This is a genomic window from Pseudanabaena sp. Chao 1811, assembly GCF_027942295.1.
In the GTDB taxonomy this organism is placed as follows: domain Bacteria; phylum Cyanobacteriota; class Cyanobacteriia; order Pseudanabaenales; family Pseudanabaenaceae; genus Pseudanabaena.
In genome coordinates this window covers 4,130,228-4,156,963 of sequence record NZ_CP101416.1, presented here as the reverse complement: position 1 = coordinate 4,156,963, position 26,736 = coordinate 4,130,228, and the positions used below count along the sequence as shown (strand labels likewise).

The window sequence follows — 26,736 nt, the reverse complement described above, 5'->3', positions numbered from 1 at the left end:
AGTCCCCTGTGACTGCCCCTACAAATCAATTCTATAAATCAATTCCTGTCAATTGATGACTATTTGGAGAAATTATGTTATTGAAAGATAAATCAGAGATTCCACCTTCTGAGGATACGGCACAAAGCTTAGAAAGTCTCACACCAGTCTCTGAATTAGAGCCAGAAATATTCGCATCGCCATCAAAACCAAAGGTTCCTTTCTGGAAGTTGCCCTTGCAAGTTTGGAATAATGTAAGTGTACGATGGAAGCTTTCGATTTTACTGTTGCTGGCTTCAGGTGTTCCAGTATTAATCGTTACCCAAACCTTGGTAAAAGCATCGGAAGAATCCTCACTCAAGGCTTTAAAGACGACAGTACAGGAAAAGGGTTCATTCTTTGTGTCGGAATATGTGATGTGGACAAATTCCGAAAGTAGACAAGGTGCAGAGGCGATCGCAAAATCTATAGAAGATGCAAATTTCAATGTTAGCGATGCTAATGAACTTGCTGCCAAACGTTCACTTCTACAACCTTTACTCCAGATTAATAGTGAAGGTGTTGATCCAGAATCAATTAAAAATATCAAGCTGATTACAGACAATACGGGTAAAAGTATTGAAGGGAATGTGCTAGTTCTTGATGAAGATTTTACTAAGTTTCCGCAACTTGCCGATAAAAGTAAAGAAGAATTAGTTCCTCAGTCTTACAAACAGCAGGCTGCATTACCTAATAGTAATTTGGCAAATCTGTCCATTGTCAAAAATGCGATCGCTACAGGTAAGCCGATGTACGGCATCGAGTTAGTAAAAGCATCGGATCTCCAAGCTTTAGGCTTAGACAAGCAAGCAAACATTGGTATTCGTCCTCAAATAACCCAAGGATTAAAAGAATCTAAACAGCCAGCCCCCACAGGAAGCTATGAAATCGAACAGGGTAAATCGGGACTAGTGAGCATGGCAGTGTATCCGATTAAAGTCAAGGGTCGGGTTGTTGGCACTGCGGTGGTGGGTTCTTTACTCAATCGCAACTATGGCATTGTTGATAAATTTTCTAAACGGTACAACATGCCCACCGCAACGGTTTTTGCACAAGATTGGCGAGTTAGTACCAACGTCCCCTACATTGACCCAAATACTAAAAGCCCAGACAAAACTAGAGCGATCGGTACTCGTGCTGCCCGTGAAGTATCCGATGTTGTTCTTCAGCAAGGACAGCAATATGTGGGAGAAACAAATATTACGGGTGTCAACTACTTAACCTTTTATGCACCACTATATGACCATCGCAAATTGCTCGATCCTAACTCTAAGCCCGTTGGCATTGCCTATGTTGGTTTACCCATAGTAGAGGTTCAAGAGCTATTATCAAGTTTGTCCAATACTGGATATTTGATCGCCATAGTTTCCATCGTCATTGCTAGTGCGATCGGGATTGCGATCGCCGTTTCATTTGCTACTCCCTTGCAACGTTTGTCGGGATTTACTCAAAAGATTGGTCGAGGGGAAATGGGAGAACGTCTAACCGATAGCGATCGCCTTGATGAAATTGGCACATTGTCTCAAGAGCTAAATAACATGGCAGATCAGCTAGAAGTGCTGATTGCCGAAAAACAACTAGAAGCAGAACGCATTGCTGCAGCTAGGCAAGAAGTTACGCAAACTGAAGCAGAGCTACGGATTCAAGAACAACGCCAAGCTAAAGAATTTCTACAACAACGAGCGCTCGAATTGCTAATCGAAGTTGATCCGATCAGTCGTGGTGACTTAACAATTCGTGCGAAGGTCACTGAGGATGAAATTGGGACAATTGCTGACTCCTATAACTCCACAATTAGAAACCTCCGCAAATTGGTACTAGAAGTACAAAAAGCTTCTCAGTCTGTATCGCAAACTGTTACTGAAAATGAGCAAACAGTACAAAGTGTATCTATTGGAGCTAACCAACAGTTACAAGCAATTACTGAAACCCTTGAGCGGATTCATACACTTACCGAGTCCATTGAGGGAGTAGAAATTTTTGCAGCCCAAGCCAAAGAACAAGTGGACTATGCAAACGAAGCCTTGATCCAAGGTGATGCGGCGATGAATAGTACTGTTGCTGGGTTTATGGCAATTCGTGATACGGTATCGGAAACTGCGGAGAAAGTAAAACTCTTAGGAGAAGCTTCCCAAAAGATCTCGAAGGTGGTCAAGCTGATTAGTGGTTTTGCTGCTCAGACGAATATGTTAGCCTTGAACGCTTCCATTGAAGCTGCTCGTGCGGGTGAGGAAGGTCAGGGCTTTAGTGTAGTTGCTAACGAAGTACGCGCCTTAGCACAGCGATCGGCAAAAGCTACCACCGAAATTCGACAGTTAATCGAAGAAATTCAAGCCCAAACCAATGAACTCGTTCAAGCGATGGAGATTGGGACTACGCAGGTAAACGATGGTTCACAGCTAGTTGAAGAGTCTCGGAAAAAACTCACTGACATTTCTTCATCCAGTCAGAGCGTAAACCAACTTGTGGAAGAAATTGCGCGATCGGCGGCAATTCAAGCCCAAACCTCTGAAGAAGTTAGTCACACAATTCAGAATGTTGCCTTAATTGCATCAAACAACTCTCATCAAACTGAAAGTCTCAACGAAGCTTTCAGTGAATTATTGAAGGTTGCACAGGAGTTACAAGTCAGCGTATCTCAGTTTAAAGTTAGCTAGAGCAGCAGGATAGTAGCTATGTATAGTACAGAAACCGAAATTCACGATCAGGCTTATCAGTTTTTTAAGCAAGAAGCCCCTGAGTTTTTGCAAACAATTGAGACTGGCTTACTCTCCCTGCGAGAAGATCGTAGCACTAACAATATTCACGCGATTATGCGAGCTGCCCACTCTATTAAGGGTGGTTCCGCCAGCTTGAATTTAGAAGGAATCAAAACGATCGCCCATCAGTTAGAGGATGTCTTCCGATCGCTATATCGCTTTGAGGGTGAGATTGATGCTGACTTAGAGAGCTTGCTTTTGCAGGCCTATGACTGTTTGCGTTTACCTTTAATGGATCAGTTGCAATCGGGGCATTATGAAGAAGCATCGGCAATCGAGACCGCCGAACCAATATTTGAAGTCCTAAAGCTCTATTTAGGTGATACCGATGAAGATACTGAATTACCAACGGCGGCTGAGCTGGGTGTAGATATTGTCCAGATCGTATTTGATGGTGATGTCCAACAAGGTATCCTCCGCTTACAAAATGTACTTGACAATCCAGAGGGTGTCCCTGTTAAAGGAGAAATTCGAGCGCAGGTTGAGGTATTTAGTGGAATTGGCGAATTATTGAATCTGTCTGGATTTCAAGCGATTGCCCATGCAACTTTACAGGCTCTTGAGCGTCACCCCGATAATCCGATTTTAGTAGGCAAGGTCGCTATTGCTAATTTTGTGGCGGCGCGTGCTGAAGTTTTAGCGGGCGATCGCGCTCAAGGTGGTCAGCCCAGCCCAGAGTTAATTGCGCTTACCCAAACTAATCAATCTCCCACTGTCCAGTCTCCAGCTAGTCCACCTCAGCAAAGTGCTGTTAAACCTAATGATAATCCTCCCAATTTAGATCTAGTTTTTGATATTGAAGAATCTGATGATCAATGGTTTCAGTCTTTAGAACAAGAGCTAAATATTTTTAGTTCAGCAAATCTAGATTTAGAGGATACTAGTGCTAGTTTATTGGAAGTAGAGAATCTCCATTCCCCAGATTTAAGTTCTCCAGATTTAAACCTAGATTTACAAAATTTTGAACAACTTAGCGATGATTCTCTTGATGAGATAATTTCCCCAGAACTCAATTCGGAAATCAGTGATAAAACCCCAGATACAGAAGAGTTTGAGAGTTTTGATAGCTTAAATTTAAATCTTGAGGATTTAAATTTTGAAGATATAAATCTTGAGGAAAATCTTGATCAAAATTTTGAGGTTTTCTCTGCAAGATTAGATGATAAAAATGATGACCTTGAACTAAATATCTTTGATATTGCTGATGATATTGTTGAAGTTCCTCAATTATATAATTTTTTTGGAGAGCAAGAGAGCTTTTCTGGAGAAATCCCTTCAAAATCTGATGATATTGTTGAAGTTGCTCAATTGTCCGATTTTTTTGGAGAACAAGAGGGCGTATTGGGAGAAACTCCTTCAAAATCCGATCAATATCTAGCCGATTTAGCAATAGATGCTATTACTCAAAATCCAATAGCACCAACGCCAATAATTAGTACGGCAAGTTCCATTGCTCAATCAAAAATTGCGATCGCTAATTCTAAAAATGTCGCTAAGGCAACTACTAGTCAGAAAAATGCTAAAGGTTTAGAAAAAGCTGCTCCCTATATATCAGAAACCGTCAGAGTTGATCTCTCTAGATTAGAAAGATTGAACAATTTTTCTAGTGAACTGGTAACGCAAGAAAATGCTTCGATTTTACATCATCAACAATTGCAAGCCAAAATTGAACGGCTGCAAAAGCAATTTAAAGGTTTTGAAAATCTTTCTAAAAATCTGCAAACTTGGTTAGACAAGGCTCAGCGATCGCAGGTAAGAACCCCAAATTTTAGTCCCGTATCATCGTTCAATTTATTTAACAAGCCTCAGCTAGCTGCAACATTATCTAATACTGCAAATCTATTGGCGGACTTCGATCCATTACAAATGGATTCTTATAATCGTCTATATGGTGTCATTCAAGAAGCTCTCGAAGAGATTGCACAAATGGATGAAGGGATGCGTGACATGACAGTTTTGATGCAGCAAACCTATCAAACACAACGGCGCAAACAGCAAATTCTCAAACAAGTAAGGTATGACTTGCTCTGGTCACGGATGTTGCCCTTGGGAGATATTCTCACCAGCTTGCCGCGCATGGTGCGGGAAATGTCGAATAAGTACAACAAGCAGGTCAATCTCAAAATGTTCGGCACGGGTACTTTAGTTGATAAGTCCGTCTTAGAGAAGCTTTACGATCCCTTTGTGCATCTGGTACGCAATGCCTTTGACCACGGTACAGAATCCACCCAGGAGCGTCTCGAACGAGGTAAATCTGTAATTGCTTCCATTGAGATTCGGGCTTACTATCGCGGCAACCAAACCTATATCGAAATTAAAGATGATGGTCATGGGATTAATCTCGAAAAAGTAAAATCGAAAGCGATCGCTGTGGGTTTACTCAAGCCTGAAAAAGCCGATCAACTTACCAATGAAGAAGTTTATCAACTTTTATTTGAGCCAAGTTTTTCTACGGCTGAGGTGGTATCTGAGCTTTCAGGGCGAGGCATGGGGCTATCGACGGTGCAAGAGCAGGTACGCAGTCTCAAGGGTTCCATTGAGATTAAATCGGAAGTGGGACAAGGAACTACTTTTATCATTAAACTTCCTTTGACTCTTAGTATTGCTAAGCTATTGATTTTCAGTATTCAAGATCGTTTGCTAGCGATTCCCATTGATACTTTATTAGGGATCAATACTGTTGATGCCGATGCTATTCAAAACATCCAAGGCGAAAAATTTTACCGTTTTGAGAATCGACTAATACCTCTACATACCACTTCTATGTTTGAAGATGGTTATCCTCTACCCAAACGCTCAATCGAACTATTAAGTACCGAAGCATTTACAGATGAGGAGCAAATCACATTGTTATTGCTATCCAGTGGTGATGAAATATTTGCACTACCAATTGATCGCGTACTCAATGAACAGGAATTAGCAATTAAGCCCTTTGGTAGAGCGATCGCGCCGCCACCATATCTTTATGGCTGTACGATTTTGGGTGATGGCACACTCGTACCTGTAATTGATAGTACCGCCTTGCTTTCTAATAAACAGTCAAAGACAATATCTAAACCAACTAAATCAACCAGTTCCGATCTAACTTCTGCATCCAATCAATCAATAGCCGATCAATCAATTAATACAACACCTCAGCTTAAACCAATCCAAAGGAAAACTATCTTGATTGTGGATGATTCCCTTACCACTCGCCAAGCTTTGTATCTCACTTTAGAAAAGTTTGGATATCAAATCATTCAAGCATGTGATGGACGGGAAGCGATCGATCAACTCTCTAGATCGACAGAAATCCAAGCGGTGCTATGCGATGTAGAAATGCCCAATATGAATGGATTTGAGTTTTTAACTGCCTGTCGCAAAGAGAGTCGTTTTGCCCATCTCCCGATTGTAATGGTCACTTCCCGTGGTGGTGCGAAGCATCGCGGAGTTGCTCAGATGCTTGGGGCTTCAGGATATTTGACTAAGCCCTATCTCGAACAGGAACTCATTAAGACTATCCAAAATCTTTTACCAAAGCTTTAATTACTTAATCCAAATCTCGTAACTTCCCGCACTTTACTCAATAACTATTTGGGAAACACTATGCTCATCAGTCAGAAAAAAGAAGAAACCCTTAAATTCCTCATCTTTTCGATGGGAGATCTCAATTTAGCAGTGGGAATTGATAGTGTCATACGGATTATTCCCTTGCCAAAAATCTATCGTAGTGGTGATAAGTTATTAGGCATAATTATCTATGAAGAGCAAGAGATCGTCGTCATCGATTTATATAAAAAAATTTACGGTCAAGAGTCTAATATTGCCAAAGGCTTCTTGGTGATTTTTGGGGGAATACGCAGTTTATACGGCATTACGATCGCAACTTTGCCAAATGTGCAGGATGTGGCTCTAAGTAGCTTGCAGCCAATCCCAGCCGACTATCGCGATCGCGATACGTTAGGTATTGCTAGCCACATGATGCAGATACCGATCAAAAAATTTGAAGAGCCGCAAACGGTCTTTTTATTAGATGCGGAACTATTGCTCAAAATGGCTGGAACCTAAGCTTTACGTTGTAAATAGTCCTGTCGCTGTGGTTGATCGAAATGCTCGATCGCATAGCGCAACATTACCCTCGGCATCTGTGGGGCATATTGATCTAGGAAGTTGATTAAAACCTGTCGATCCTGTTTGCCAACTTCTCGCAGCATCCAGCCCACTGCCTTATGAATGAGGTCATGGGGATGATTTAGTAATATTTGGGCGATCGCCAAAGTATCTTCATAGGATTGATGTTTAATCAATTCACCTGTAGTGACGATCGCAATACGTTGTTCCCACAGATTAGAAGATTGTGCCAATTGATAGAGAATTTGGCGATCGCGTGATAAAAGATATTTGCCTAAAATGGGACGGCAGCTAATATCCACAAGATCCCAATTATTCACAGCCTTGGTATGGGCAAGGTAAAAGTCAACGATCGCTTGTTGCTTTTCAGGATTCGCCTTGGGTAACTGGTAGGTGAGGATCAATAAACCTGTGAGCCTTTCTTCATGCCATTCACCATCTAGTAATTGGGCGATCTCACTGAACTCTAAATTACGATATTTTTTAGCAAGTTGACGCTGGGCAGGCACAGTAATTCCTAAAAAGCGATCGCCTTCCCCATATTCCCCTTTGCCTGTCTTGAAGTAACGTGCCAGTGCGATCGCTTTCGCAGGATTAGCAAGGGCTTGTAACTCTGCTTGCAAGGTAGACAGATCGAGATTTAGTTGTTCGGCGAGTTTAGGGGATTTTGGCGTAGGTGATGGCGAAGATGCAGGTGAGGTGGCAATTGGAGGAATTGTTTTCTTGGTAATGGTCACTGGTTGAGCAGGATTGGCAATTACAATCAGATCAAAACAGGCGATCGTTCCCTCCGTAGTAGTCAGATAGAGGCGATCGCCAACACAGCGCATTGCCAAAGCCACACCACAACTAAGGGGATACTTCCATAAACGTTCACCTGCGCGATTAAAGGCATAGAGATCGGCTTGATGATCGGCGACAAAAATAGTCTGTTGATCATCCGTGAGCGTGCAGGCATAGGGCGCACCGTCACATAGTGCTAAAGATTTAATCTCTGTCGTTTTTGCCTTAATGTCTCCCGACTTTTGTAATTCGTAGAGATGGTGATCGCCCGTACCGATAATGATCGTATCTTCCGTTAAAACTCCACATAAAACGCAGGCAGTGGCATAAGTCCATAACAACTTACCAGTCGCGATCGCATAGGCGGTGACTCCCTGATGGTTTCCTCGATACAGAGCATAGTCATCGGACTGCAAGAACCAAGAATGTCCACTGCCGACCTGTTGTTGCCATTGCACTTGTAATTGATGATTAAGCTGCGTAATTCTGCCATATACATCGCTAATATGTAAGCGATCGCCATAACTATCTAGTCCATAGATCAGAAAGTCATACCAAATAGAAACCGCTTCGGAACGACAGTTATACACAACTTGGGGCAACTTCCCAATCAGATTGTAGAGATTGCCATCATCACAGGTAGCATAGATCCCCTGTGAATTTCCCGTCAGACAGCGTGTCGTCTTGGGCAGTTGCCAACGATTATGGATCTGTCCATCGGGCGCAAAAGTCAAAATTAAACCCTCACGGTTTCCTGTCCAGATCGCTTGCTCATCTGCCCATAAAGCCCATGTACCAACTTTCCAACTTCCCTTTTCATTGGGAGGTGTATATTCCCATAATGGATTTAGAGCTTTCGGTAAGGGTGGTTTATCCCTCCTCGTGTTATAGCCGATTGCTTTCCCTTCGATATAAAATAAGGGGCGGATATGTAGCCAATCTGCGTCGTTAAAGCAGCGATCGTAATGGTAGCTAGAGGGACTTTCTATACAATAAAACTGTAAATAGTCTAATTCAGGAAAATCCTTAATATTCACCAATGAATCTCGACCTTCGGTCGAACCATAGTCATATTCAAAGGCTCTACGGGATTCGTTAGGATGTGGGCAGAACATAACACCAGCTAATCCGCCCGTAGCCACTGATTCTAAAATTAGAGCCTTGGGAACTCGATGGATGAAATAAGACATACGCGCACCTCTCAATTGTGGTTAACTTTCATAGCGCTTAATATCACCATAGACCCGATAGAAGCCACCTCTTGCTGCTTCTCTTAATTCCTGTACCCAATATTTCGCTCCCTCCTCGCGAATGTCACGGGGAAACTGCACAAACCAGTCTGGATGATATCCTTCAGAAATAGCATGGATTTTGAGTTCATTCCCTTTCCGAATACATTCGACAATTACACCTTGCGATGATTGATGATCGGCGATGCGAGTGGTTTCTAGGGGGGTATTCACGACCACTGCATGGGGAAGATTACTCGTGTTTGTTTGCCGCACTTGAGGAACTTGTCCCTGTTGAGCCGAAGCGATCGCATTTTGGGAAGCATCCATACAGGCTAATACGCCATCGGTTGTCACCAGATAGAGCCGATCATCGAGAAACTGCATGGATAGGGCTGAGCCACAACCTGTGCCTAATTTCCAGAGTCGCTTACCCGATGCTTGAAAACAGTAGATTGCGGAGGAGTTATCACCTGCAAAGACATACTTCCCATTTGGCGAAGTGGCACAGCAATAGACCGAGGCATCGCAGCTATAAATCTGTTGTACATTACCCTGTGTATCCATGCGATAGAGCCTCTTCGCAGAAGTGCCTGCATAGACTCCGCTATGATCTAGCCAACCAAATAGAACCATGCCCTCCGTTGGTTGATGCCATAGTTGTCGTCCCGCTTGTAAGTCATAAGCCGTAACTCCGCCGCTATGTCCATGATAGATATTTTGGCGATCGCAACGTACCATCCAACCCGCTTGCCCTTGACTCAGGCGCGTCCATTGTTCGCCTGTAGGTTCGATTTTGACGATCGCTCCATTGGCATCGGAAACCGCTAATGTGCCATCCCAAATATCGAGCCAGTAAATATCAATCTGGGAGTCAATTTCATAGGCGAGTCGCGGAAATTTACCACTGAGATCATAGACATTGCCATCATCACAACCCACATAAATCCACATATCATCGGCAACAATGCACTTTACTCCGTCGGGCAGTTGGTATTGGTTATTTACTTTTCCCTCATGGTCGAGATTAAATACCTGTCCTGCTTGATTGCCTAACCAGCAGCGATCGCGATCAATAAAAATCCCAAAGGCGGCTGAGTTAGCACGAAATGACCATAAAATCGGGGCGCGACTAGTGACGGTGGCAGGAGTACTCTCAATGGATCGCAGGGTAGGCGATCGCTTTTTACGTGCACCCATGACCGCAGGGGCATAGCCCTTATGGATTTTCTCATTGATTTTTTTGGCGGCTTCTTTCTGCGCTTTTTCGGCAGTGGGATAGGCTTTAGTTTGCTGCTGCCCTTTATCGCCAATCCTGCCATAGCGAATCTTGACTTCTACGCCTTCAACAATAACTTCATAAAACTTATGTGCGCCCTGATCGCCTTCTGACAGTTCCAGATAGGTGATGTTGTCTGGAATATTTGCATCCATACCGTCCCACTCTGTAATTTCACGATGTAATAGTTAGTCTGCCTGATCAATCAACCGCAAAAGTATTTGTATTACAAATCTTCAGAAGGTTTGCAAGTTAAGCGAATGATTATACTTACATAAAATTTTCTTCAATAAATTTATTCTATGTTAAAGTCCTCAATCCACCATATTTAGATGTCATTATGAACATATATTTGCAGGATAAACATAAAATAATAGGATGCATAGACTATTAGATTTTATAAATCTGTATGTAATACTAAGATTTATAAGATTTGTTTTGCTGGATATCCCAAAATTTAGTAAGAACCTAGTACTTTTGGCTCTTGTTGTAAATCATAAGATTAACTTAGTTTTTAACTAAGTTAATCTAAAAACATCAAATTTATGCCAGATGTATCTAAACTTCGTCAACAAAAGCTAGACCTTGAGGCAAAATTAATCAGCTTAAAACTGGATGGTAAAGAAAAGACATTACAAGCTGAAAAACTAAAAGAGGCAATTGATGTTCTGGAACAACATATAGCAACTCTAAATGGTTAGATGTCCATATTACGCTCTCTTTAAAGCGCATTATTTCAAACCATTTAACCTCATAAATGAAATATGATTGCTACACAAACAAAGCCTTGAGAATTACTAAATTTTTTAAACAATTCTTTGAATTATATTATCTAGAAGTTTTTTAAATTCACTAACTGGAATCTTAGAACCATTTTTATCTACTTCTTTCTTAATGAGTTCTATTGATTTAAGATATGCCGATCTAGGAAACTTTATCTTCTCACTTATCATTCTTATCGGTAGAACAGAGCCATCTGAAGCTTTTTTACTAAATAATTTATCTCGTGTAAGTTCGATGCAAGACTTAATGCACCATATATAAGCTTCTTTCTCTTCTGGCTGGTGTCTATTTCTGTCATTTTGACTAAATGATGAATTGTAAGCTCTATTTGACAGTTCTAGCGTGTGTTGGTCTATCCATTGTATAAATTCTGGATATCTACCTTCTTTCTCACTTGTTTCTTTTAGCCTATCAATTCCGTCATTGATGTATCCAATTTGACTATTGATTTCAATGATTTTTTTACTTAGTTCCGATATCTCATTCAGGATTCCATTTCTTTTATCATTTAGTAGCAATATTATCTCATCAAGAGGCTTTCCTTCTTTTATTAGGATTGTGCTTAATTCTTGCAGATTGATCTTTTCGCTAGTAATTTTTCCCCTAAATGCTTTGGAAGTATCTATGCCAAGCTTATTTAGAATTTCGAGAGCATCTTTAGTTAAGATAAAGATAAAAGAAAGAGGACTGATATCCATATAAGAAATACATATATAGTTGCTTCGCTAGCCCACTTAATATTCTCATTTGTGTGACCAACTGTCAATGCTTAAAGCCTTATTTATGGAGCAACAATACATATTTCTAAATAATTTATAGACAAGATAAATGGGATTTAACACTCTCAATCTCAAAAATGAACATATACTCATAAATAACCCAAGTTGCTACCTATTAAAAATCGGCTCAAAACAAGTTAAAAACAGCCTCGCTAAGTCCAAAATGACGCTATTTTTATATAAAAATCTAGCATTTTTTATTTTAACTTTAGTCTTAAATGAATAGGTAGCAACTTGGGTTAAATATGTTCATTTATTTTATGCTTATAAAAAAGGGTTCGCATTGCGAACCCTTTTTTATGAATGAGATTTATTTTGTTGCCAATGTTGTCGATAGATTAGCTCTAGTTGATTGCCGAACTTCATAAATAGCTTGGCTTGCTGATCTTGAAAGGCTAGAAATAGACGGTGAAATGCAGAGGTGAAAATTGCAATGATTAAACCTGTCGCAGTTGTAATTAAAGCCTCTCCGATACCTTGAGTCAGCGATCCCGACTTTGCATTTGCCGCAACATCACCAATTTTGAGAGAACCAAAAGAGATGATTAATCCTGTCACCGTTCCTAACAGACCTAACAAAGGTGCAAGAGTAATCGCCGCCTCTAGGAGCTGTTCACCCTTGAGCATTCCTGCTAGCTCCTCATCAGCAGAGCTTTCAAGGGCTAAGCGAAACAATTCAGGATCAGGATCTTCTAGGGCTAAAGGAGCATAGAGAAAGCGTCCAACGGGAACCTTAAGCGAGTTTTCAGCTAATTGAGCCGCTAATTTTAAATCTTGACGCGCGATCGCCAAAATATTTTCTCCAGTTTGTTTCTCCAGCCTCAGGATGCCAAACCAAAAAATTAGACGTTCCATGATCCCCGCAAAGGCAAATATTGATAGAGCCGCAAGTGGGTACATGACGATCCCACCTGCCTTAAATAACTCAATCACTAGAATTTGACTCCTTCTCTTCACGCTCGCGGCTAAGTTGATTAATCAGCGATAGAACCTTGACCCCACGTTCAAAGGAACGATCCTCATGGAAGACCACCTCAGGAACACGGCGTAATGCTAATCTTTGTCCGACTTCGCGTTTGATGTAGCCTGTCGCCGAGGCTAGAGCTTCCATCGTTTGCTGACGAGCCTCCTCAGTACCGTAGATGCTGACAAATATTTTCACATGTTGCAAATCGCCCGATAGTTCCGCATCGGTAACGCTAACCATGCCCATACCTACGCGATCGTCTTTAATATCTTTCAGCAACATATTGCTGACTTCTCGTTTAATTAATTCGGCGACACGAGCAACTCGTCTTGTAGTAGCCATATTTTTACTTTTACACGGTAAATTTGATTTTTTGCTTAGAATTCAGTTTTAATTTTGCCTAAGATGAAATTAAACAAAATTAAAACTTTTAACCCTACAGGCTTTCGTAATGCCGACAATCTTGACAAGGTCCACTAGGGTTAACGGTACAGCGAATATAAGGCGATCGCGCATTGTATTTACAGCTAACTTTGCCGATCACATAGCCATATCCCTCAATGCAAGTCATATCGGCGGGAGGTAACGCTTTGAGGCTTGGGGCTTGGGAAATGCGAGGAATTTGCCTATTAGTAGTTTGCTGATAACTAACTTGAGCGCGATGCAGCATCCATAGAGATAGGATTGGCGGCGCTATACCGAGAAATAAAATGATGACGATGTCTAACATATTGACTACATGTCCAACACATTGATATTTCAATCTGCTGTAAATTCGCGCATTGACCCTAGTTCTAAAACCTAGCCTGAGTCAAGTTTTTACTTTACTATTAGGCAAAGTAAAAACACATTAAAAACACATCACTAGGCAATGTCTAGTCCTAGCATAGCTCTTAATACTAGGGATACGCCAATAAATCCACTAACTAGGGCAGTAAGCATAGCGATCGCCGTTACAGGTTTTTTGAACAAAGGGATGATCGGTGCAATGACGATGGACAGAACTCCGCCAGTGATGAGAGCTAAGAATTTGGGATAGCGGAGTAGATTGAGGATAAAGTTTTTCATAGATTACTTACTTAAATAGCTACTTAGAATTTTAGAATTAATGTAGGCGATAGGAAATGTTGTTATTAATTTTGGAAGCCTGCTTATAGGGTTGGTGAATCGCATTATTTGATAAAAGCTTGGTCATCGCATCTGGATGATAATCCCAGTTAAGCAAACCTGCGAGTCCCATAAACAAACCAAAGGCAGCAGGAACCATCGCAGCACCATAGAGCCAATTCTTTTGGGTGAGAGAGGTCATTGCCAACATCGCGATCGCAAGGGCAAAGGCAGCCTCAGACAGGTCAAACTGGTCATCATGAACATTCAATTGCTCATATAGTTTTTCTGCGTCCTGAGCTTGTTGTTGCAATGTGTCCTTTTCTTTGTCCTGCTTGGTCGCGATCGCCGAGTACTTAGCAATCTCTTTTTCATACTCAGCACGAACTTTAGGCTGTTGTTGAGCTAAAGCTTGCAGTTGTAATTGAGCAACCGTGGATTTAGCCACCTCTGCGCGAATATTGCGTGCTTGATAAAAAGACCATGTATCAATACGATCGGCCTGAGCCTTTTGCATAGCCTGCACCACATTATCGCTCTTAACTTTGCAGATCCCCATAAAGGTGACAAACACCACTACGGTAATTGCGACATAGTTATTGAGTTGACTCTTTTTGGGTTTTGCTTCTTTTTTATGAGGATCATCTGACTTTGGGGATTTGCCATGATCTTCAGATGCTTTATGCTCCTCTTCATCATTGTTTTCTTCAATAACTTCAGAAAGATCAGATATTTCCATAACTTTTGGCTATATTCTCCTATAAAAATATTTGTTAAATTTAGACTGGATTTAGATTAGTTAAGATAACAAGTATAAAAAAACAACCATCCTATCTTTAGCTGTTAAATTATAAGCCAACATGATGGGTCATCTCGCGGCATGTAAGGGATTGCCCCTTGCAGATACATATAGGGTTTGTGGAAGCGCACCCCTTCGGGGTGCGCTTCCACAAACCATTTGACTAGGTCAAAATTAAAACCGCTATAAAGTCTAGTTTAGAAATTTATGCTCCAAAAGATATCTATACAAGTATTTATGCAAGGGAAATTGATTCGCGATCGCCTGTCTATCACAGCTATTGTGGGGATGTTGCTCATTGGGGGCGAAATGTTTGGTGAAGTTGGTCTAAATCCCGTCTATGCTTTGAAAGTTTTAGACAACGATCTGCATCAGCTTATTGCTGCGGAAACCAGTGAGAAACCCAGTGAGAAACCCAGTGCCGACAATACTTCTAAATCCATAGACTTGCTCCCCAAGGCAGAAAAATTGTTTGATCAGGGAAGATTTCAGGAATCTTTAAAACAATATCAACAGGTTCTCAATCTCTATCGCCAACAAAGCGATCGCTTAGGAGAATCCATTGCCCTTACAGGCTTGGGGATGGTGCAGGTGAGTTTAAGACAAGAAACTCAAGCGATCGCCAATTTACAACAAGCATTGACCATCCTCCAATCTCCATCCTCAAGCCTAGCCCCCGCCGACAAGTTACGCTATCGCCAAGCCGAAGGGGAAACAAGATATCAATTGGGACGGGCTTATCTCAATTTGGAGCAATATGCTAATGCTTTACCATTGCTGGAACAGTCATTAGCCATTCGCAAGGAAGTAGGCGATCGCTACCGCGAAGGCAAAACTCTAGCCACAATTGGAGTGATTTATGTTAAGAAGTATGAATTCCCTAAATCAGTTGCCTATTTCGAGGATGGACTCAAACTGAGCCGTGCTGAAGGAAATCGCGCTGCCGAAGGACAAATTCTCTTTTATCTAGCTTCTATTTATAGTTTACTGGGACAAAAGGATCAAGCCCTAGCACTGGCTCAACAAAGTTACACAGCCTATCAAGCCTTAGGTAATCCATTAGGACAGGCAAATGCGTTAAATCTGGAAGGTAATATTTTCAGTCTATCCTTTGAGTATAAAAAGGTTGTTCAGCTCAATCTCAAGGCTTTAGAACTAGTGCGACAAGCAGGGGATCGACCTCTTGAAGCAGAGATTTTAAATGCTGTTGCTACATCCTATCGGAATCTAAGTGAATATCCCCAAGCAATTGAATTCTATGGGCAAGCGCAAAAGGTTTATCAGGAATTAGGCGATCGCGCAGGGGAAGGACGGAATCTCAAAAACATCGCTGAAGTTCGTCTTGCCCAAAGTCAAAATCGTGAGGCTTTGGCTCTCTATGAACAGGCAAAGGCTATATACCAAGCTCTAACCAATGTTCCTAATGTCAAGCCCAGCGATCGCCAAACCCTTGCGAGTATCCTCATCGGTGAAGGTAGTCTCTATACAGCCCTTAGTCAGTTTCCGAAGGCACTCAGTGCTTTACAAGATGCGCGATCGATTTATCAAGCTATTGGCGATACCCAAGGCGAAGGGGTTGCTTCGATGTATCTGGCAACTCTGTATATCCAACTAGGAGAAACTACAAAAATCAATGAAATCTTGAAGCGACTGCCAGCACTAACCAAAAACTCGCCGCAATTACAAGAAATGGCAAAGGAACTAGTCGCTCAGTTTGATGCTTTAAGTTCCTCTGCTAGCAGAAATCCTCAAGCAAGACTACAATCGGCTCTCAGCTTGTTGGATTTCTTTAAGCAATCAGGGAATCGCACTTCGGAAGCAGCGATGCTCGCTCAAGTTGGATATATCTACTCTGAACTCAAACAAACTGATCAAGCGATCGCCTATCAAAAACAAGCTCTGGACATCTATCGCGCCATTGGTGATCGGGCTGGGATTGGCAATACATTTTATAATATCGGTTTGATTTATGCTCTGTCCCAGCAAAGTGACAAAGCATTTATGGCTTTTCAGGAGGCCTTATCCCTTGCTCGTGAAGTTGGTAATCGCAACCAAGAGAGCAAAATGTTTGGAAATATTGGCTCTTTACTCCAAAGTCAATATCCTGAATTAGCGATCGCCTTTTATAAACAATCGGTAAATGGCATCGAAGCAATCCGTAAGGAGTTACGTGTTCTTTCCCTTGATGAGCAGAAGTCTTACCAGAAAACAATTGCCTATAATTACCGTATTCTGGCAGATCTTCTATTGAAACAAGGACGAGTCATGGAAGCATTACAGGTTCTTGATTTACTCAAAGTCCAAGAACTCCAAGACTATTTACAGAATGTCAAAGGGAATGAACGCACCGCCCAAGGCATCTATGTTTTCCCTGAAGAAGCTGCACAAATACAAGCGATCGCCAAACAGCCATTAACTTCGCTACAACCTTTTATTGATAGCAATCAAAAAATTGTCAACCAGTTAAGCCAAATTCCTCCTACAGAACTAAATCGTGTTCCCGCCTATTTACAAAACCTTCCTCAAGATCATGCTTTGCTCTATCCTCTAATTTTAGGCGATCGCTTAGAATTGATTCTCTTTATTCCGAACAAACCACCAATCCATCGCTCGGTCAAAATTAAAGAAGCAGCAATCATTCAACTAGTACAGGACTTTAAAGCAGGGCTACGCGATACGTCCTCATTGGATGTGATCGAACCTGCGACTAAGCTCTACAACATTCTGATCAAGCCAATTGAGGCGGAACTTGCTCAAACGAAGACCATTTTCTATGCTCCTGATGGACAACTACGTTATGTTCCGATCGCGGCGCTCTATGATGGCAACCAGTGGCTAGTTGAAAAGTACAGTATCAATAACCTGATCGCCTATAGTCTCAGCGACTTTACCCCAAAAACACCAAAACCATTACAGACCTTTGCAGGAGCTTTTGGTGGCGCTCCCAACACCACTAAATTTGGACAGGTGGGGCTACCTGCTACGGTAGACGAAGTACAAGCTATTTCCTCGGCTTTACCGAATACGGTGAAACTTGTCGCTAATGATTTCAGTCGCAAGGCAACTGAAGCCCAAATGCAAACTAAAAATTTGATCCACCTAGCGACCCATGCCGAATTTAATGCGGGTAAGCCTGAAAACTCGTTTCTGATCTTTGGCAATGGCGATCGCATTTTGCTCAACGAGATGAAGGATTTACCGATGTCCAATGTGGATTTGATCGTTCTCAGTGCTTGTCAAACAGGCGTGGGTAATCTCGGCAATGGCATCGAAATCTTAGGCTTTGGCTATCAGGTACAAAGGGCTGGCGCAAAGGCAGCGATCGCATCTCTATGGCAGGTAAGCGATGAGGGAACACAGGCTTTGATGCAGTCTTTTTACAGCAATATCAAACAAAGCGATCAGTCTAAGGCAAATTCTTTACGTCAAGCCCAATTGGCAACAATCCGATCTAAGGATTTTTCCCATCCCTATTTCTGGTCAGCCTTTATCTTGATTAGCAATGGCTTATAAATGTTAGGTGCGAAGCACTAAATACTGGTGTTACGTGGAAGTCTTCTAAAGCCCTCACCCCTAGCCCCTCTCCCGCAGGAGAGGGGAACAAGAAACAAATATGGGTTTTACTCCCCTTCTCCCGCAGGAGAAGGGGTTGGGGGATGAGGGGCGATCCTAGTTCCACGTAACATCAGTAAATATAAAAAACTGTGGCGCAAGCGCAGCGTGCGCCACAGTTTTTTATATTGCAATTTCGGGAATATCTTCAATATTGCTGGGTGCAAAGCTAGTTAATATGTCACCGCGATCGCAGCGCTCGCAAAATTCACAATATTGACAAGTAGAATTATTGATCTCCTCTAATTTGGGATATTCCTGAGCCTCCGCAATCTCCATCAAAATTCGCTGTAGCTTTTTTTCAGTTTGCTCGTAAGCAGTTGGAGAATAGTTAATAATTACGGACTGGGCAGTGTTAGCAAACCAATAGGTCATCGATATTTGCTCAGGCTCATAATCAGTTGTTTTCGCTAATAGATATAAATAGAGCTGCGTTTGCCAATTAGTTTCTAACTTGTCAGCCGCGATCGCTTTTTGATGGGTTTTCCAATCGAGGATTTGCGCTTGGCGATCACCTAAAAGCAAGAGGTCATAAATAGCAGTTAAGACAAAATACCCTTGTTCGAGATTGTCATTTTCACTATTGTGCAATGAAACTTCTAAGGTACGTCGATGCTCACATAAGCGATCACCCAAGATCATTGCTGGAGGTTGCTGATCAAAAGCAGTTAACCAAGTTTGTAACCTAACATCACTACTCGCCAATGCTACAACATCAAGCCCTAGTTCTTTTTGCTGCATAAGTAAATGAAACTTTGTCCCCAACTGCAATTTTTCTGCGCTATCTAGATCAGCATCTGGTAAACTCAGTGCCTCTAAAAACTTATATTGATACTTACGCCGACAAGTTTCCCAGATATTGAGATGTCCTTGCGAAATTGAAGTAATTGGAAAAATAGCTGGCATTGTAGATTTGCGTTCTTGTAGTACCATATCGTCAACCGATCGCCATCACCTATGAGTGCACCTGCCATCCCCGACTCTAATTCCCCGATGCGGCGCTTTTTAAAAATCGTCAACCTGCGTCCAGATGAAGCTGAACGCACATTGTTGATGTTTTTATTTTATTGTGCAACATCGATTGGGGCGGTATGGCTTGAGTATTCTAGCTCTACCCTGTTTCTAGAAGGTTATAAAGCCGAAAATCTCACTTGGGTATATATGGCTACGGCCTTTGTGGTTACGGCTTTTGGCGTTTTTTACTCATGGTTGCAAAAACTTTTCCCCCTGCGTTGGGTGATGCTGGGCATCTCTTTTCTCCTTGCCTTACCGCTTCCTTTGGCTTGGATGGGACTGATGCAAACCAAGGGTTCGTTTCTGTATTTAGCATCAGTATTTAGCATTCGGTTATGGGTTGAAGGCATTTATGTATTAAGCAACATTAATAATGACATTGCCGCCAACCAGTTATTTAATATTCGTGAAATTAAACGAGCCTTTCCTTTAATTAGTACAGGCATCATTGTTGCTGAAATTGTGGGAGGTTTCTCTTACCCACTGTTGGTGAGTTTGGGTGGCGTTCCCAATATGACCCTCGCTACCTGTGTAATGTTATTTCTTGGTTCAGCGTTGTTGTTTTATCTCAGCACCCGCTATCGCCAAGCATTTCCCAACTTTGTCTATAGAAACGAAGAAGACAGCGAAATTGAGACGAGATCGCTACAGGGCAATCTCCTCAAATATGTCTGGCTCCTCTTTGGTTTTTTTATTGCCGCCCAAGTTTTATTTTTCATGATTGAGTTTCAGTACCAAACGCAACTGGAAGTTAATCTCAAAACCGAAGAAGCGATCGGCAGCTTTTTAGGGATTTTTGGCGGGATCATGGGAGTCTTTAAGCTTGCTCTCCAGCTTTTTGGCTCTAGCCGAATTATCGAGCGCATTGGTGTATTTTTTGCGGTGTTAATGCCACCTGTTGGCATCATCATTACAGGCACGATCGCAGGATTTGCTCCATTTGGTTTACTTGCAGGATTTGTAGTTCTGAAATTTTTTGATGAACTATTCCGATTTACAATTGTTGCCGCCACTGCACCGACATTGTTTCAAGCTGTACCCGATCAGTTTCGGAGCCAAATTCAATCCTTTGTTAGAGGCATCGCCGATCCCCTTGCAACTGGCGGCGCAGGGGTTTTGATTTGGATTGTCAGTGAAGTGTTTAAAACTAGAGGTATTGATCTCTCAGTTTCTTCCCATTGGTTTGCAGTAGTAATTGTATTTGTCGCTCTGATCTGGGTAATCGTGATTTGGTTGCTCCGCCGCGGCTATTTAGAGCTGTTAATCCAGAGTGTTGAAAGAGGAAAATTAAGTTTACTAACCGTTGATACTCGCGAACTCCGCCGCGCAGTATCAGAATCAATATCTAGAGCTGAGACTCAGACGGAACAATCCGTTTGTATTGATCTGCTAACCCAGATTGTGCCACAGGCAGTAGGTGAGTCTCTTGCACCCATGCTTGCTCAGATGACACCAGATTTGCAGGCGCAAAGTATTGAGGCAATGCTGGAAAATCCTGAAACCAAGTATCTGCCCTACATCAACGAGGTCATGCAATCACCTAATGCTTCACCACAAGTACAAGCATTATGTTTGCGCTATGTGTTGCTAGCCGATGAAAAAAATCGTGATATTTATAGTCTCCGTAGTTATCTTGGCCCAGAGCAAAATCCTATTATTCGGAGTACTGCGGTTGCCCTCATGATGCGTCTAGGGGATAAAGATCAAGTTGCCGAAGCGACGAATACTTTGCGTCATATGCTCACTAGCCCATCCAAGCCCGAACGAGTATTAGGTTGTCGAGCTTTAGCTGAAGCTGCTTTTATGCAGTCTTTACGATATTACGTGCCGAATTTATTAGCAGATCCTTCGATCGAAGTACGGTGTGCATTGCTAAGAGCGATCGCTGCTACTCGTACAAGTGAATATTTCCCCTCGCTAATTCGCGGCTTGCATTACAAAGCTACCCGCAAAGCTGCCCATGAGGCATTAGTAAATCTTGGTGATGATGGCATTAGCTCATTATTAGAGCTTGCCTATAGCGATCAAAGCGCCGATAACATCCGTGTCCAAGCTTGGGATATTTTGGGGGAAATTGCAACTCAAGCTTCAATTTCTGTACTTGCAAGCAATTTGCCTAAGTCTTGGGGCAAACATCGGCGACAAATTTTGAGAAATTTGATTCGCATTCCTCAGGAACAAGGTATTGAAGCCATTTTGGAGCTAATCGGTCGTAGTGGTATCGAGAAAATGGTAGTTCAAGAACTGGGGGTAATGACCGAAGCTTGGGCAGCAGTTGAGGATTTTTCACAGGTTACAACTTCAGAAATGGAGCTACTACTAGAGTCCTTGCAAAATGAGGCAATTGATAGTTTAGAGCGTATTTTTCTGCTGATGAAATTGCTATACTCGGCATCGGCAATTCAGGCGGCTTCTTTTAATATCCTCTCGGGATTTAATCCTCTATCGGGATCTAAAAGTAGTCTCGCTCGCGGCATGGAAATTTTGGACAATACCGTTGATTTGAGCGTTAAGCAAATTTTATTGTCAGTAGTGGACAATCGGTCGATCGCTGATAAGTTAAATGTTTTAGCGGCAATTCATCCTCACAAACCAATGAAGCCGATGAAGCGTTTACAACAGCTTGTAGATTTACGCTATTGCCTATCAGATTGGACTTTGGCTTGCTGTCTCCATGTGGCTCGCACTCAATTGTGGAGTCTACCTGCGGAGACAATGCTAGCTTGCTTAGAACACCCAACAGGTTTTGTCAGAGAAGCAGTAATCGCCTATCTACAAGTTGCTTCCCCGCGATCGCTGGCAAAAATCCTACCCCATTTATTAAAGGATCGTGATTCCTTGGTTCTAGCACAGGCAAGAGCAATTTCTTATTATTTTCAAAATAATGGAAAAAATAACCTGAATCTAAGTGATAATTCCCAAGAGAGTCAAGATATTGATACCGAGATCAAAGCCAGAATGGGTGGCAAACCAAATGGGTATGGGGAGTCTTAGGCAATGCTAACCAGTATTGATCGGCTGTTATTGGTCAGGGGCGTTCCGATCTTCAAGGAGTTACGGGATGATTTTTTGGTGCGCCTAGCTTCGATCATGAATGAGGTTTCGTATCCACCCAGCAAAATGATTTTCGCGAAAGGTCAAGAGGGTCGATCGCTTTATATTGTGGTTGCGGGTAAGGTGCGAGTACATATAGATGATAAAAAAGATTTAGCGGTTCTAGACAAGGGCAATTGCTTTGGGGAAATGTCTTTGTTTGATGCAGAGCCACGGTCAGCTTCCGTAACAGCGATTACTAATTGTGATTGTCTGGTACTAACACAACAGCAACTATATGAAGCGATCGATGAGACTCCTGATATTGCTGTAAATATTATTCGGATGCTATCTCGCCGCATTCGTACTCAAAATGGTCAAATTAATTCGCAAAATGAACAGATTAGTAAACTAAGTGAAGAACTTAAGAAGTTAGAAGCCTATAAGCATTCCCCGATTTAGTAAAGCAGCAGTCTTTGTGTCACGGCACAAAGGCTGCTGCTTTTTTCTATACCAATTCACGAAAGTATTGTTAACGTCAGTTCGGATTAAGCTGGCAAATTTTAAAAGCCCAAAAGTAAAAGCCTTGCTAAGCAAGGCTTTTACTTTTGGGCTTTTAGAGAGGGCTTGCTACGCAAGCCCTCTCTAAAAGCCCGTTTCAAATTATCCCGAACTCGCGTTATTGTTACCCCTTCGTGGATTAAAAAACAAACCCAGTAAGGTTTTTCAAAACTAAAAATGGCTACGCCATTTTTAGTTTTGAAAAACCTTACAATCCTTATAGAGCTGCTTGAATCGTTGTTGCTGAATATTGTGATCCACAATCGGTAGAGAATAATCACGTTTTTTGCATTGGTGCGGCGGGATATTACCACTCAAAAGCTCGGCTGTAGTCAATCCCTGCAATTCAGGTAGCCAACGCAAAATATACTCACCTTCTGGATCATACTTGCGGGCTTGTGATGCAGGATTAAAAATCCGCAAAGGCTTGGGATCCATGCCACTAGATGCGCTCCATTGCCAACCACCATTATTTGCGGCTAAGTCACCATCTAGCAATTTCTGCATAAAATAGCGTTCGCCCCATTGCCAATTAATTATCAAATCCTTAGTTAAGAAACTGGCGACAATCATCCGACAACGGTTGTGCATCCAGCCTGTTTGATTAAGTTGCCGCATTGCTGCATCGACAATCGGATAACCCGTGTGACCTTCACACCATGCAGTAAATTTCTCTTCGTCATCATCCCAAGGGAAGTTTCGCATTTGGGGACGATAGGCTCCTGTTTCTAATTCAGGGAAGTAAAAGAGAATATGCTGATAGAATTCCCGCCATGCTAGTTCCTGTTTCCATGTAGTAATTCCTGCGGCATCCTCTTCACTACGCACTAGTTGCTCAGCCGCGATCGCTTTTTCCCATACTCTTCTAATGCCAACTGTCCCGAAGCGCAAATGGGCACTCAATGTCGATGTCCCCGCATGGGCAGGAAAATCACGTTCCGTTTGATAACGCAAAATTCCATTACCATCACAAAAGGTTTCTAATAGTTCTAAAGCTGCGGCTTCGCCCACTTTCGGTAAGGTAATGTCATTGATGAATTTGAGTTCACGCAAGCTTGGTAAAGGAATTACAGGCAAATTATCATAACTTGCTAAACCTGCTAAACCTGTTAATTTTTGAGGAGATGCGAATGGTTGAGGCTTTGGTTTACTTTGCCAATTGCGCCAAAAGGGGGTGTAGACCTTGTAGGGTTCTCCTGATTGCGTAGCGATCGCATCAGGAGCAATCAAACCAATATCCACAAAACTCTGAACCTTTACGCCTAGTTCTTGCAAAGCTTGAGTTGCTTCGCGATCGCGCTTAATTGCAAAGGGTTCGACATCTTGGTTAAAAAAGATATGACTTGCATTAATTGCTTTCGCCAGTTCACGAATCGATTGCACGGGCTGTCCATACATAAATAGCAATTCGCTGCCTAAACGTCGATAGTTGGCTTGCAACTCGCGCAAACAACCGAGCATAAAGTCAACCTTGCTGCCCTCGGTCACACCATCATCGAGAATATCGGGATCAAATATAAATAAACCCATCACGATCCCTTGATCCCCCACCTGTGCGATCGCCTCACTCAAAGCAGGATTATCATCAATTCGCAAATCCCGCCGATGCCAGACTAAAGCGATCGGGATTCTTGAATTGCTAGCTATTTCATGCATAAATATCCACAGACTTAACTCAAATCACTATTATCTCTTTATTGGCACTGGTCAGTTAACCCGTGCGAGAAGTCAAGCCCCGTAATAATAGCAACTTCAATGATTGGTAAGGATGGGCGGCGCTTTGCACAGCCATCATTACCTCAATAAATCCTTTTCTTTTTAGGACTACCTGATTCTTGGGCGATTGTACTGTTATATATTTTCTCAATTCATCTTCTAGATTTTCTTCGTTACGGTGAGCTTCCCAATTTTGAAAGCCAAGCATTCCAAAGAAATCCCATCTGCCCTGCATAGAATTTCCATCTTCTGTGATTGTGCCGTTATAGTTGACCGAAGCACGTTGTTTAGTAGTCGATATATAGCTTTTGACAAATTTGATATTGCGCCCTACCACTTCACCTTGTAATGTTGCCTCTCCCAAATAGCCATCATCTAAAATATTGCCGCAAAGCATATTTTCATGCTGGATAAAGGTTGCCTCAAAGCGAGTTGGTTTACCCATTTGCCAGTAAGTTCCAAGCCATGTGCCAGTAATATTAGCCATATCCATTACCAGTAAACATAACAGCAACTATAAATCAAAAAGAACTGCTAGCATTACAAATAACTTTTTTCATTAAAGTTAAAATTTATGAAAATCAAACACGCAATTAATCTGCATAAAGGACTGACATTTATAGTTGTCCTATCTCTCATGGCAGCTTACAACAATTTTACATTAGCTGCTTTTATTTATCTGGCTTTGCATGGTGGTTATGGTATCCTCTGGCTACTCAAAGATCGTTACTATCCTGATAAACAATGGGAACAGGAAGTTCCATTAGCAACAGGAATATTTACTTTTTTTGTAATAGGTCTTTACTGGATTGCACCATTTATTCTCGTTAGTAGTAATTTACAACCTTCACCTATTGTGATAGCTTCAGCAGCTTTAATTAATCTATTGGGCATATTTCTGCACTATGGTAGTGATGCTCAAAAATATTACACACTCAAATATAAAACTGGATTGATAACAGAAGGCTTTTTTGCTCGTTCGCGCAATCCTAACTATTTAGGAGAGATATTAATATACTTTAGCTTTGCAATGTTGACACAGCATTGGATTCCTTTCTTAATTCTTGGGAGTTTCTTTGCAGGAATCTTTGTTCCTAATATGCTTAAAAAAGATAAATCTCTTTCCCGATATCCTGAATTTGAGGCATATAAAGCAAGATCTGGATTGTTGTTACCGAAGCTATTTTCTACGGCACAACCAATTCTCCAAGGAAACGAATAGAAACCTGCTGGATCGATTGCTGCTACAGTGCAATCTCACACTGGAGCAATAACCATTACAAACTACTGTAAATATTTATACCTGTTTTAACGTGAGTTCGATAACGCCATTTGTGCGGCGCGAAGCGCCGCACAAATGGCGAAAAATGGTAAAAATTGCTAAGCAATTTTTACCATTTTTCGCCTTCTTAGAACTGACTTTGTTTTAGTGGAAAGGCTAATTTTAATTTTTCCACTAAAACAGCGATCGCCTGTCTATACAAATAATGCTAAAAGTTTCCCATTGCGATCGCCTAAATATTTTCGGATGGAATCGCTTCGATATACGAAGCAATATATTTACGCCCCTTTTCGATATAGTGCTTTGAAAATAAGGACTCAAATTCTTGTTGGACTAATTGCATGGCGGATTCTAATCGTTGACGACCATATACTAAAAAATGAGCCGTAGAACACGCATAGAATTCTCTTTCTCGATCAGCTATATTCTTTTTGAATGCATCTTGATAAAGCTCCCTTACCTCACGCATTAACTGATTTGTAGATTCAATAAAACTAATAGACTTGCCACTAGGAAAATATACTTTCTGATCGTTCATAAATCCGATCACTCTCTGCATACATTCACGGGTTTGTTCGACTGTGAGGCAGTTCTCATCATTACGTCTAAATCCATGTTGAACGCAACCATTTGTAACCTCGATAGCTCTTATGATTGCAAGTTTATCTAGTTCTTCTTTCTCAACTTTTTGCAATTCATGGATATGATCTTCAATACATTTTTTAAATCCTTGAAAATCAGCATCAAAATATTCTTTAAGCTCTCTAATTTGAGATAATTTTTGCCAATCAAACATTATTTAATTACCTCTAAAATATTTTCTATAGAGAATATCTTTAATTAATTTACAATAAAGTAACATAATGATACCAAACAATCGATTTTCAATAATTTGAAAGTCTCAT

Annotated in this window: 20 protein-coding genes; 8 read left to right on the top strand and 12 right to left on the bottom strand. The window is 41.6% G+C overall.

The window, feature by feature from the left end:
• Positions 1-74 precede the first annotated feature (74 nt).
• From NMG48_RS19045 to NMG48_RS19035, 3 genes are read left to right on the top strand one after another with little or no spacing between them, the layout of a single operon-like run.
• The gene (locus tag NMG48_RS19045) at positions 75-2,675 is read left to right on the top strand and encodes a methyl-accepting chemotaxis protein (RefSeq protein WP_271252996.1); all 2,601 of its coding nucleotides are present in this window, start codon (positions 75-77) and stop codon (positions 2,673-2,675) included.
• 18 nt (positions 2,676-2,693) lie between these two features.
• A complete protein-coding gene (locus NMG48_RS19040; protein ID WP_271252995.1) occupies positions 2,694-6,302 on the top strand; it encodes a hybrid sensor histidine kinase/response regulator in 3,609 nt (1,202 codons plus the stop codon).
• A gap of 60 nt (positions 6,303-6,362) precedes the next feature.
• Entirely contained in the window at positions 6,363-6,824 is a 462-nt protein-coding gene (locus NMG48_RS19035) for a chemotaxis protein CheW (protein WP_271252994.1), read from the top strand.
• Here NMG48_RS19035 and NMG48_RS19030 read toward each other — a convergent pair.
• Together NMG48_RS19030 and NMG48_RS19025 are read right to left on the bottom strand one after the other, a co-directional pair.
• Positions 6,821-8,860 (bottom strand): DNA alkylation repair protein, encoded by a 2,040-nt coding sequence (locus NMG48_RS19030; protein ID WP_271252993.1) that lies wholly within the window; start codon positions 8,858-8,860, stop codon positions 6,821-6,823. The two genes, NMG48_RS19035 and NMG48_RS19030, sit on opposite strands and share 4 nt — an antisense overlap.
• A 21-nt stretch (positions 8,861-8,881) precedes the next feature.
• Positions 8,882-10,333, bottom strand: coding sequence for a WGR domain-containing protein (locus NMG48_RS19025; protein ID WP_271252992.1), 1,452 nt, complete (start codon positions 10,331-10,333; stop codon positions 8,882-8,884).
• A gap of 390 nt (positions 10,334-10,723) precedes the next feature.
• On the opposite strand from NMG48_RS19025, the gene NMG48_RS19020 reads away from it, so the two are divergent.
• Positions 10,724-10,879, top strand: a complete 156-nt coding sequence (locus tag NMG48_RS19020; protein ID WP_271252991.1) for a hypothetical protein — start codon at positions 10,724-10,726, stop codon at positions 10,877-10,879.
• Positions 10,880-10,984: 105 nt separating this feature from the next.
• Here the strand turns inward: NMG48_RS19020 and NMG48_RS19015 are convergent, their stop codons facing one another.
• The 6 genes from NMG48_RS19015 to NMG48_RS18990 form a co-directional block, all read right to left on the bottom strand.
• Positions 10,985-11,659 (bottom strand): hypothetical protein, encoded by a 675-nt coding sequence (locus NMG48_RS19015; protein WP_271252990.1) that lies wholly within the window; start codon positions 11,657-11,659, stop codon positions 10,985-10,987.
• Positions 11,660-12,037: 378 nt separating this feature from the next.
• The gene (locus NMG48_RS19010; RefSeq protein WP_271252989.1) at positions 12,038-12,673 is read right to left on the bottom strand and encodes a MotA/TolQ/ExbB proton channel family protein; all 636 of its coding nucleotides are present in this window, start codon (positions 12,671-12,673) and stop codon (positions 12,038-12,040) included.
• A complete protein-coding gene (gene rbfA, locus NMG48_RS19005; RefSeq protein WP_126386687.1) occupies positions 12,666-13,049 on the bottom strand; it encodes a 30S ribosome-binding factor RbfA in 384 nt (127 codons plus the stop codon). Before rbfA ends, NMG48_RS19010 begins: the two co-directional genes overlap by 8 nt.
• Before the next feature lie 94 nt (positions 13,050-13,143).
• Positions 13,144-13,437, bottom strand: a complete 294-nt coding sequence (locus tag NMG48_RS19000) for a DUF6464 family protein (protein ID WP_271252988.1) — start codon at positions 13,435-13,437, stop codon at positions 13,144-13,146.
• A gap of 134 nt (positions 13,438-13,571) precedes the next feature.
• Complete coding sequence (locus NMG48_RS18995) at positions 13,572-13,775, bottom strand: DUF751 family protein (protein ID WP_271252987.1); 204 nt, start codon at positions 13,773-13,775, stop codon at positions 13,572-13,574.
• A 37-nt stretch (positions 13,776-13,812) separates the two neighbouring features.
• A complete protein-coding gene (locus NMG48_RS18990; protein ID WP_271252986.1) occupies positions 13,813-14,553 on the bottom strand; it encodes a DUF4337 domain-containing protein in 741 nt (246 codons plus the stop codon).
• A 267-nt stretch (positions 14,554-14,820) separates the two neighbouring features.
• Here NMG48_RS18990 and NMG48_RS18985 point away from each other — a divergent pair, with 267 nt between their 5' ends.
• A complete protein-coding gene (locus tag NMG48_RS18985) occupies positions 14,821-18,126 on the top strand; it encodes a CHAT domain-containing protein (RefSeq protein ID WP_271252985.1) in 3,306 nt (1,101 codons plus the stop codon).
• Positions 18,127-18,348: 222 nt separating this feature from the next.
• On the opposite strand, the gene NMG48_RS18980 is transcribed toward NMG48_RS18985, so the two are convergent.
• Entirely contained in the window at positions 18,349-19,131 is a 783-nt protein-coding gene (locus NMG48_RS18980) for a PD-(D/E)XK nuclease family protein (RefSeq protein WP_271252984.1), read from the bottom strand.
• A gap of 51 nt (positions 19,132-19,182) precedes the next feature.
• Between NMG48_RS18980 and NMG48_RS18975 the strand changes: the two genes are divergently transcribed.
• Both NMG48_RS18975 and NMG48_RS18970 read left to right on the top strand, forming a co-directional pair.
• Positions 19,183-22,233 carry a hypothetical protein gene (locus NMG48_RS18975; RefSeq protein WP_271252983.1) on the top strand — a complete coding sequence of 1,017 codons (3,051 nt, stop codon included), beginning with the start codon at positions 19,183-19,185 and terminating at the stop codon, positions 22,231-22,233.
• 3 nt (positions 22,234-22,236) lie between these two features.
• Positions 22,237-22,734, top strand: coding sequence for a Crp/Fnr family transcriptional regulator (locus NMG48_RS18970; RefSeq protein ID WP_271252982.1), 498 nt, complete (start codon positions 22,237-22,239; stop codon positions 22,732-22,734).
• A gap of 291 nt (positions 22,735-23,025) precedes the next feature.
• On the opposite strand, the gene NMG48_RS18965 is transcribed toward NMG48_RS18970, so the two are convergent.
• Together NMG48_RS18965 and NMG48_RS18960 are read right to left on the bottom strand one after the other, a co-directional pair.
• Entirely contained in the window at positions 23,026-24,489 is a 1,464-nt protein-coding gene (locus tag NMG48_RS18965; RefSeq protein WP_271252981.1) for a cryptochrome/photolyase family protein, read from the bottom strand.
• A gap of 55 nt (positions 24,490-24,544) precedes the next feature.
• Complete coding sequence (locus NMG48_RS18960) at positions 24,545-25,036, bottom strand: hypothetical protein (RefSeq protein WP_271252980.1); 492 nt, start codon at positions 25,034-25,036, stop codon at positions 24,545-24,547.
• 87 nt (positions 25,037-25,123) lie between these two features.
• Between NMG48_RS18960 and NMG48_RS18955 the strand changes: the two genes are divergently transcribed.
• Complete coding sequence (locus NMG48_RS18955; RefSeq protein WP_271252979.1) at positions 25,124-25,771, top strand: methyltransferase family protein; 648 nt, start codon at positions 25,124-25,126, stop codon at positions 25,769-25,771.
• Positions 25,772-26,063: 292 nt separating this feature from the next.
• On the opposite strand, the gene NMG48_RS18950 is transcribed toward NMG48_RS18955, so the two are convergent.
• Positions 26,064-26,627 carry a hypothetical protein gene (locus tag NMG48_RS18950; protein WP_271252978.1) on the bottom strand — a complete coding sequence of 188 codons (564 nt, stop codon included), beginning with the start codon at positions 26,625-26,627 and terminating at the stop codon, positions 26,064-26,066.
• Between the last annotated feature and the right edge of the window lie 109 nt (positions 26,628-26,736).

Excerpts from the sequence above, each read along its gene's own strand:
- NMG48_RS19030 (WP_271252993.1), bottom strand. The coding sequence starts at position 8,860 with ATGTCTTATTTCATCCATCGAGTTCCCAAGGCTCTAATTTTAGAATCA.
- NMG48_RS18965 (WP_271252981.1), bottom strand. The coding sequence starts at position 24,489 with ATGCATGAAATAGCTAGCAATTCAAGAATCCCGATCGCTTTAGTCTGG.
- NMG48_RS18990 (WP_271252986.1), bottom strand. The coding sequence starts at position 14,553 with ATGGAAATATCTGATCTTTCTGAAGTTATTGAAGAAAACAATGATGAA.
- NMG48_RS19025 (WP_271252992.1), bottom strand. The coding sequence starts at position 10,333 with ATGGATGCAAATATTCCAGACAACATCACCTATCTGGAACTGTCAGAA.
- NMG48_RS18975 (WP_271252983.1), top strand. The coding sequence starts at position 19,183 with ATGAGTGCACCTGCCATCCCCGACTCTAATTCCCCGATGCGGCGCTTT.
- rbfA (WP_126386687.1), bottom strand. The coding sequence starts at position 13,049 with ATGGCTACTACAAGACGAGTTGCTCGTGTCGCCGAATTAATTAAACGA.
- NMG48_RS19000 (WP_271252988.1), bottom strand. The coding sequence starts at position 13,437 with ATGTTAGACATCGTCATCATTTTATTTCTCGGTATAGCGCCGCCAATC.
- NMG48_RS18955 (WP_271252979.1), top strand. The coding sequence starts at position 25,124 with ATGAAAATCAAACACGCAATTAATCTGCATAAAGGACTGACATTTATA.
- NMG48_RS18970 (WP_271252982.1), top strand. The coding sequence starts at position 22,237 with ATGCTAACCAGTATTGATCGGCTGTTATTGGTCAGGGGCGTTCCGATC.
- NMG48_RS19015 (WP_271252990.1), bottom strand. The coding sequence starts at position 11,659 with ATGGATATCAGTCCTCTTTCTTTTATCTTTATCTTAACTAAAGATGCT.
- NMG48_RS19040 (WP_271252995.1), top strand. The coding sequence starts at position 2,694 with ATGTATAGTACAGAAACCGAAATTCACGATCAGGCTTATCAGTTTTTT.
- NMG48_RS19045 (WP_271252996.1), top strand. The coding sequence starts at position 75 with ATGTTATTGAAAGATAAATCAGAGATTCCACCTTCTGAGGATACGGCA.
- NMG48_RS18950 (WP_271252978.1), bottom strand. The coding sequence starts at position 26,627 with ATGTTTGATTGGCAAAAATTATCTCAAATTAGAGAGCTTAAAGAATAT.
- NMG48_RS18995 (WP_271252987.1), bottom strand. The coding sequence starts at position 13,775 with ATGAAAAACTTTATCCTCAATCTACTCCGCTATCCCAAATTCTTAGCT.
- NMG48_RS18980 (WP_271252984.1), bottom strand. The coding sequence starts at position 19,131 with ATGCCAGCTATTTTTCCAATTACTTCAATTTCGCAAGGACATCTCAAT.
- NMG48_RS18985 (WP_271252985.1), top strand. The coding sequence starts at position 14,821 with ATGCTCCAAAAGATATCTATACAAGTATTTATGCAAGGGAAATTGATT.
- NMG48_RS19020 (WP_271252991.1), top strand. The coding sequence starts at position 10,724 with ATGCCAGATGTATCTAAACTTCGTCAACAAAAGCTAGACCTTGAGGCA.
- NMG48_RS18960 (WP_271252980.1), bottom strand. The coding sequence starts at position 25,036 with ATGGCTAATATTACTGGCACATGGCTTGGAACTTACTGGCAAATGGGT.
- NMG48_RS19035 (WP_271252994.1), top strand. The coding sequence starts at position 6,363 with ATGCTCATCAGTCAGAAAAAAGAAGAAACCCTTAAATTCCTCATCTTT.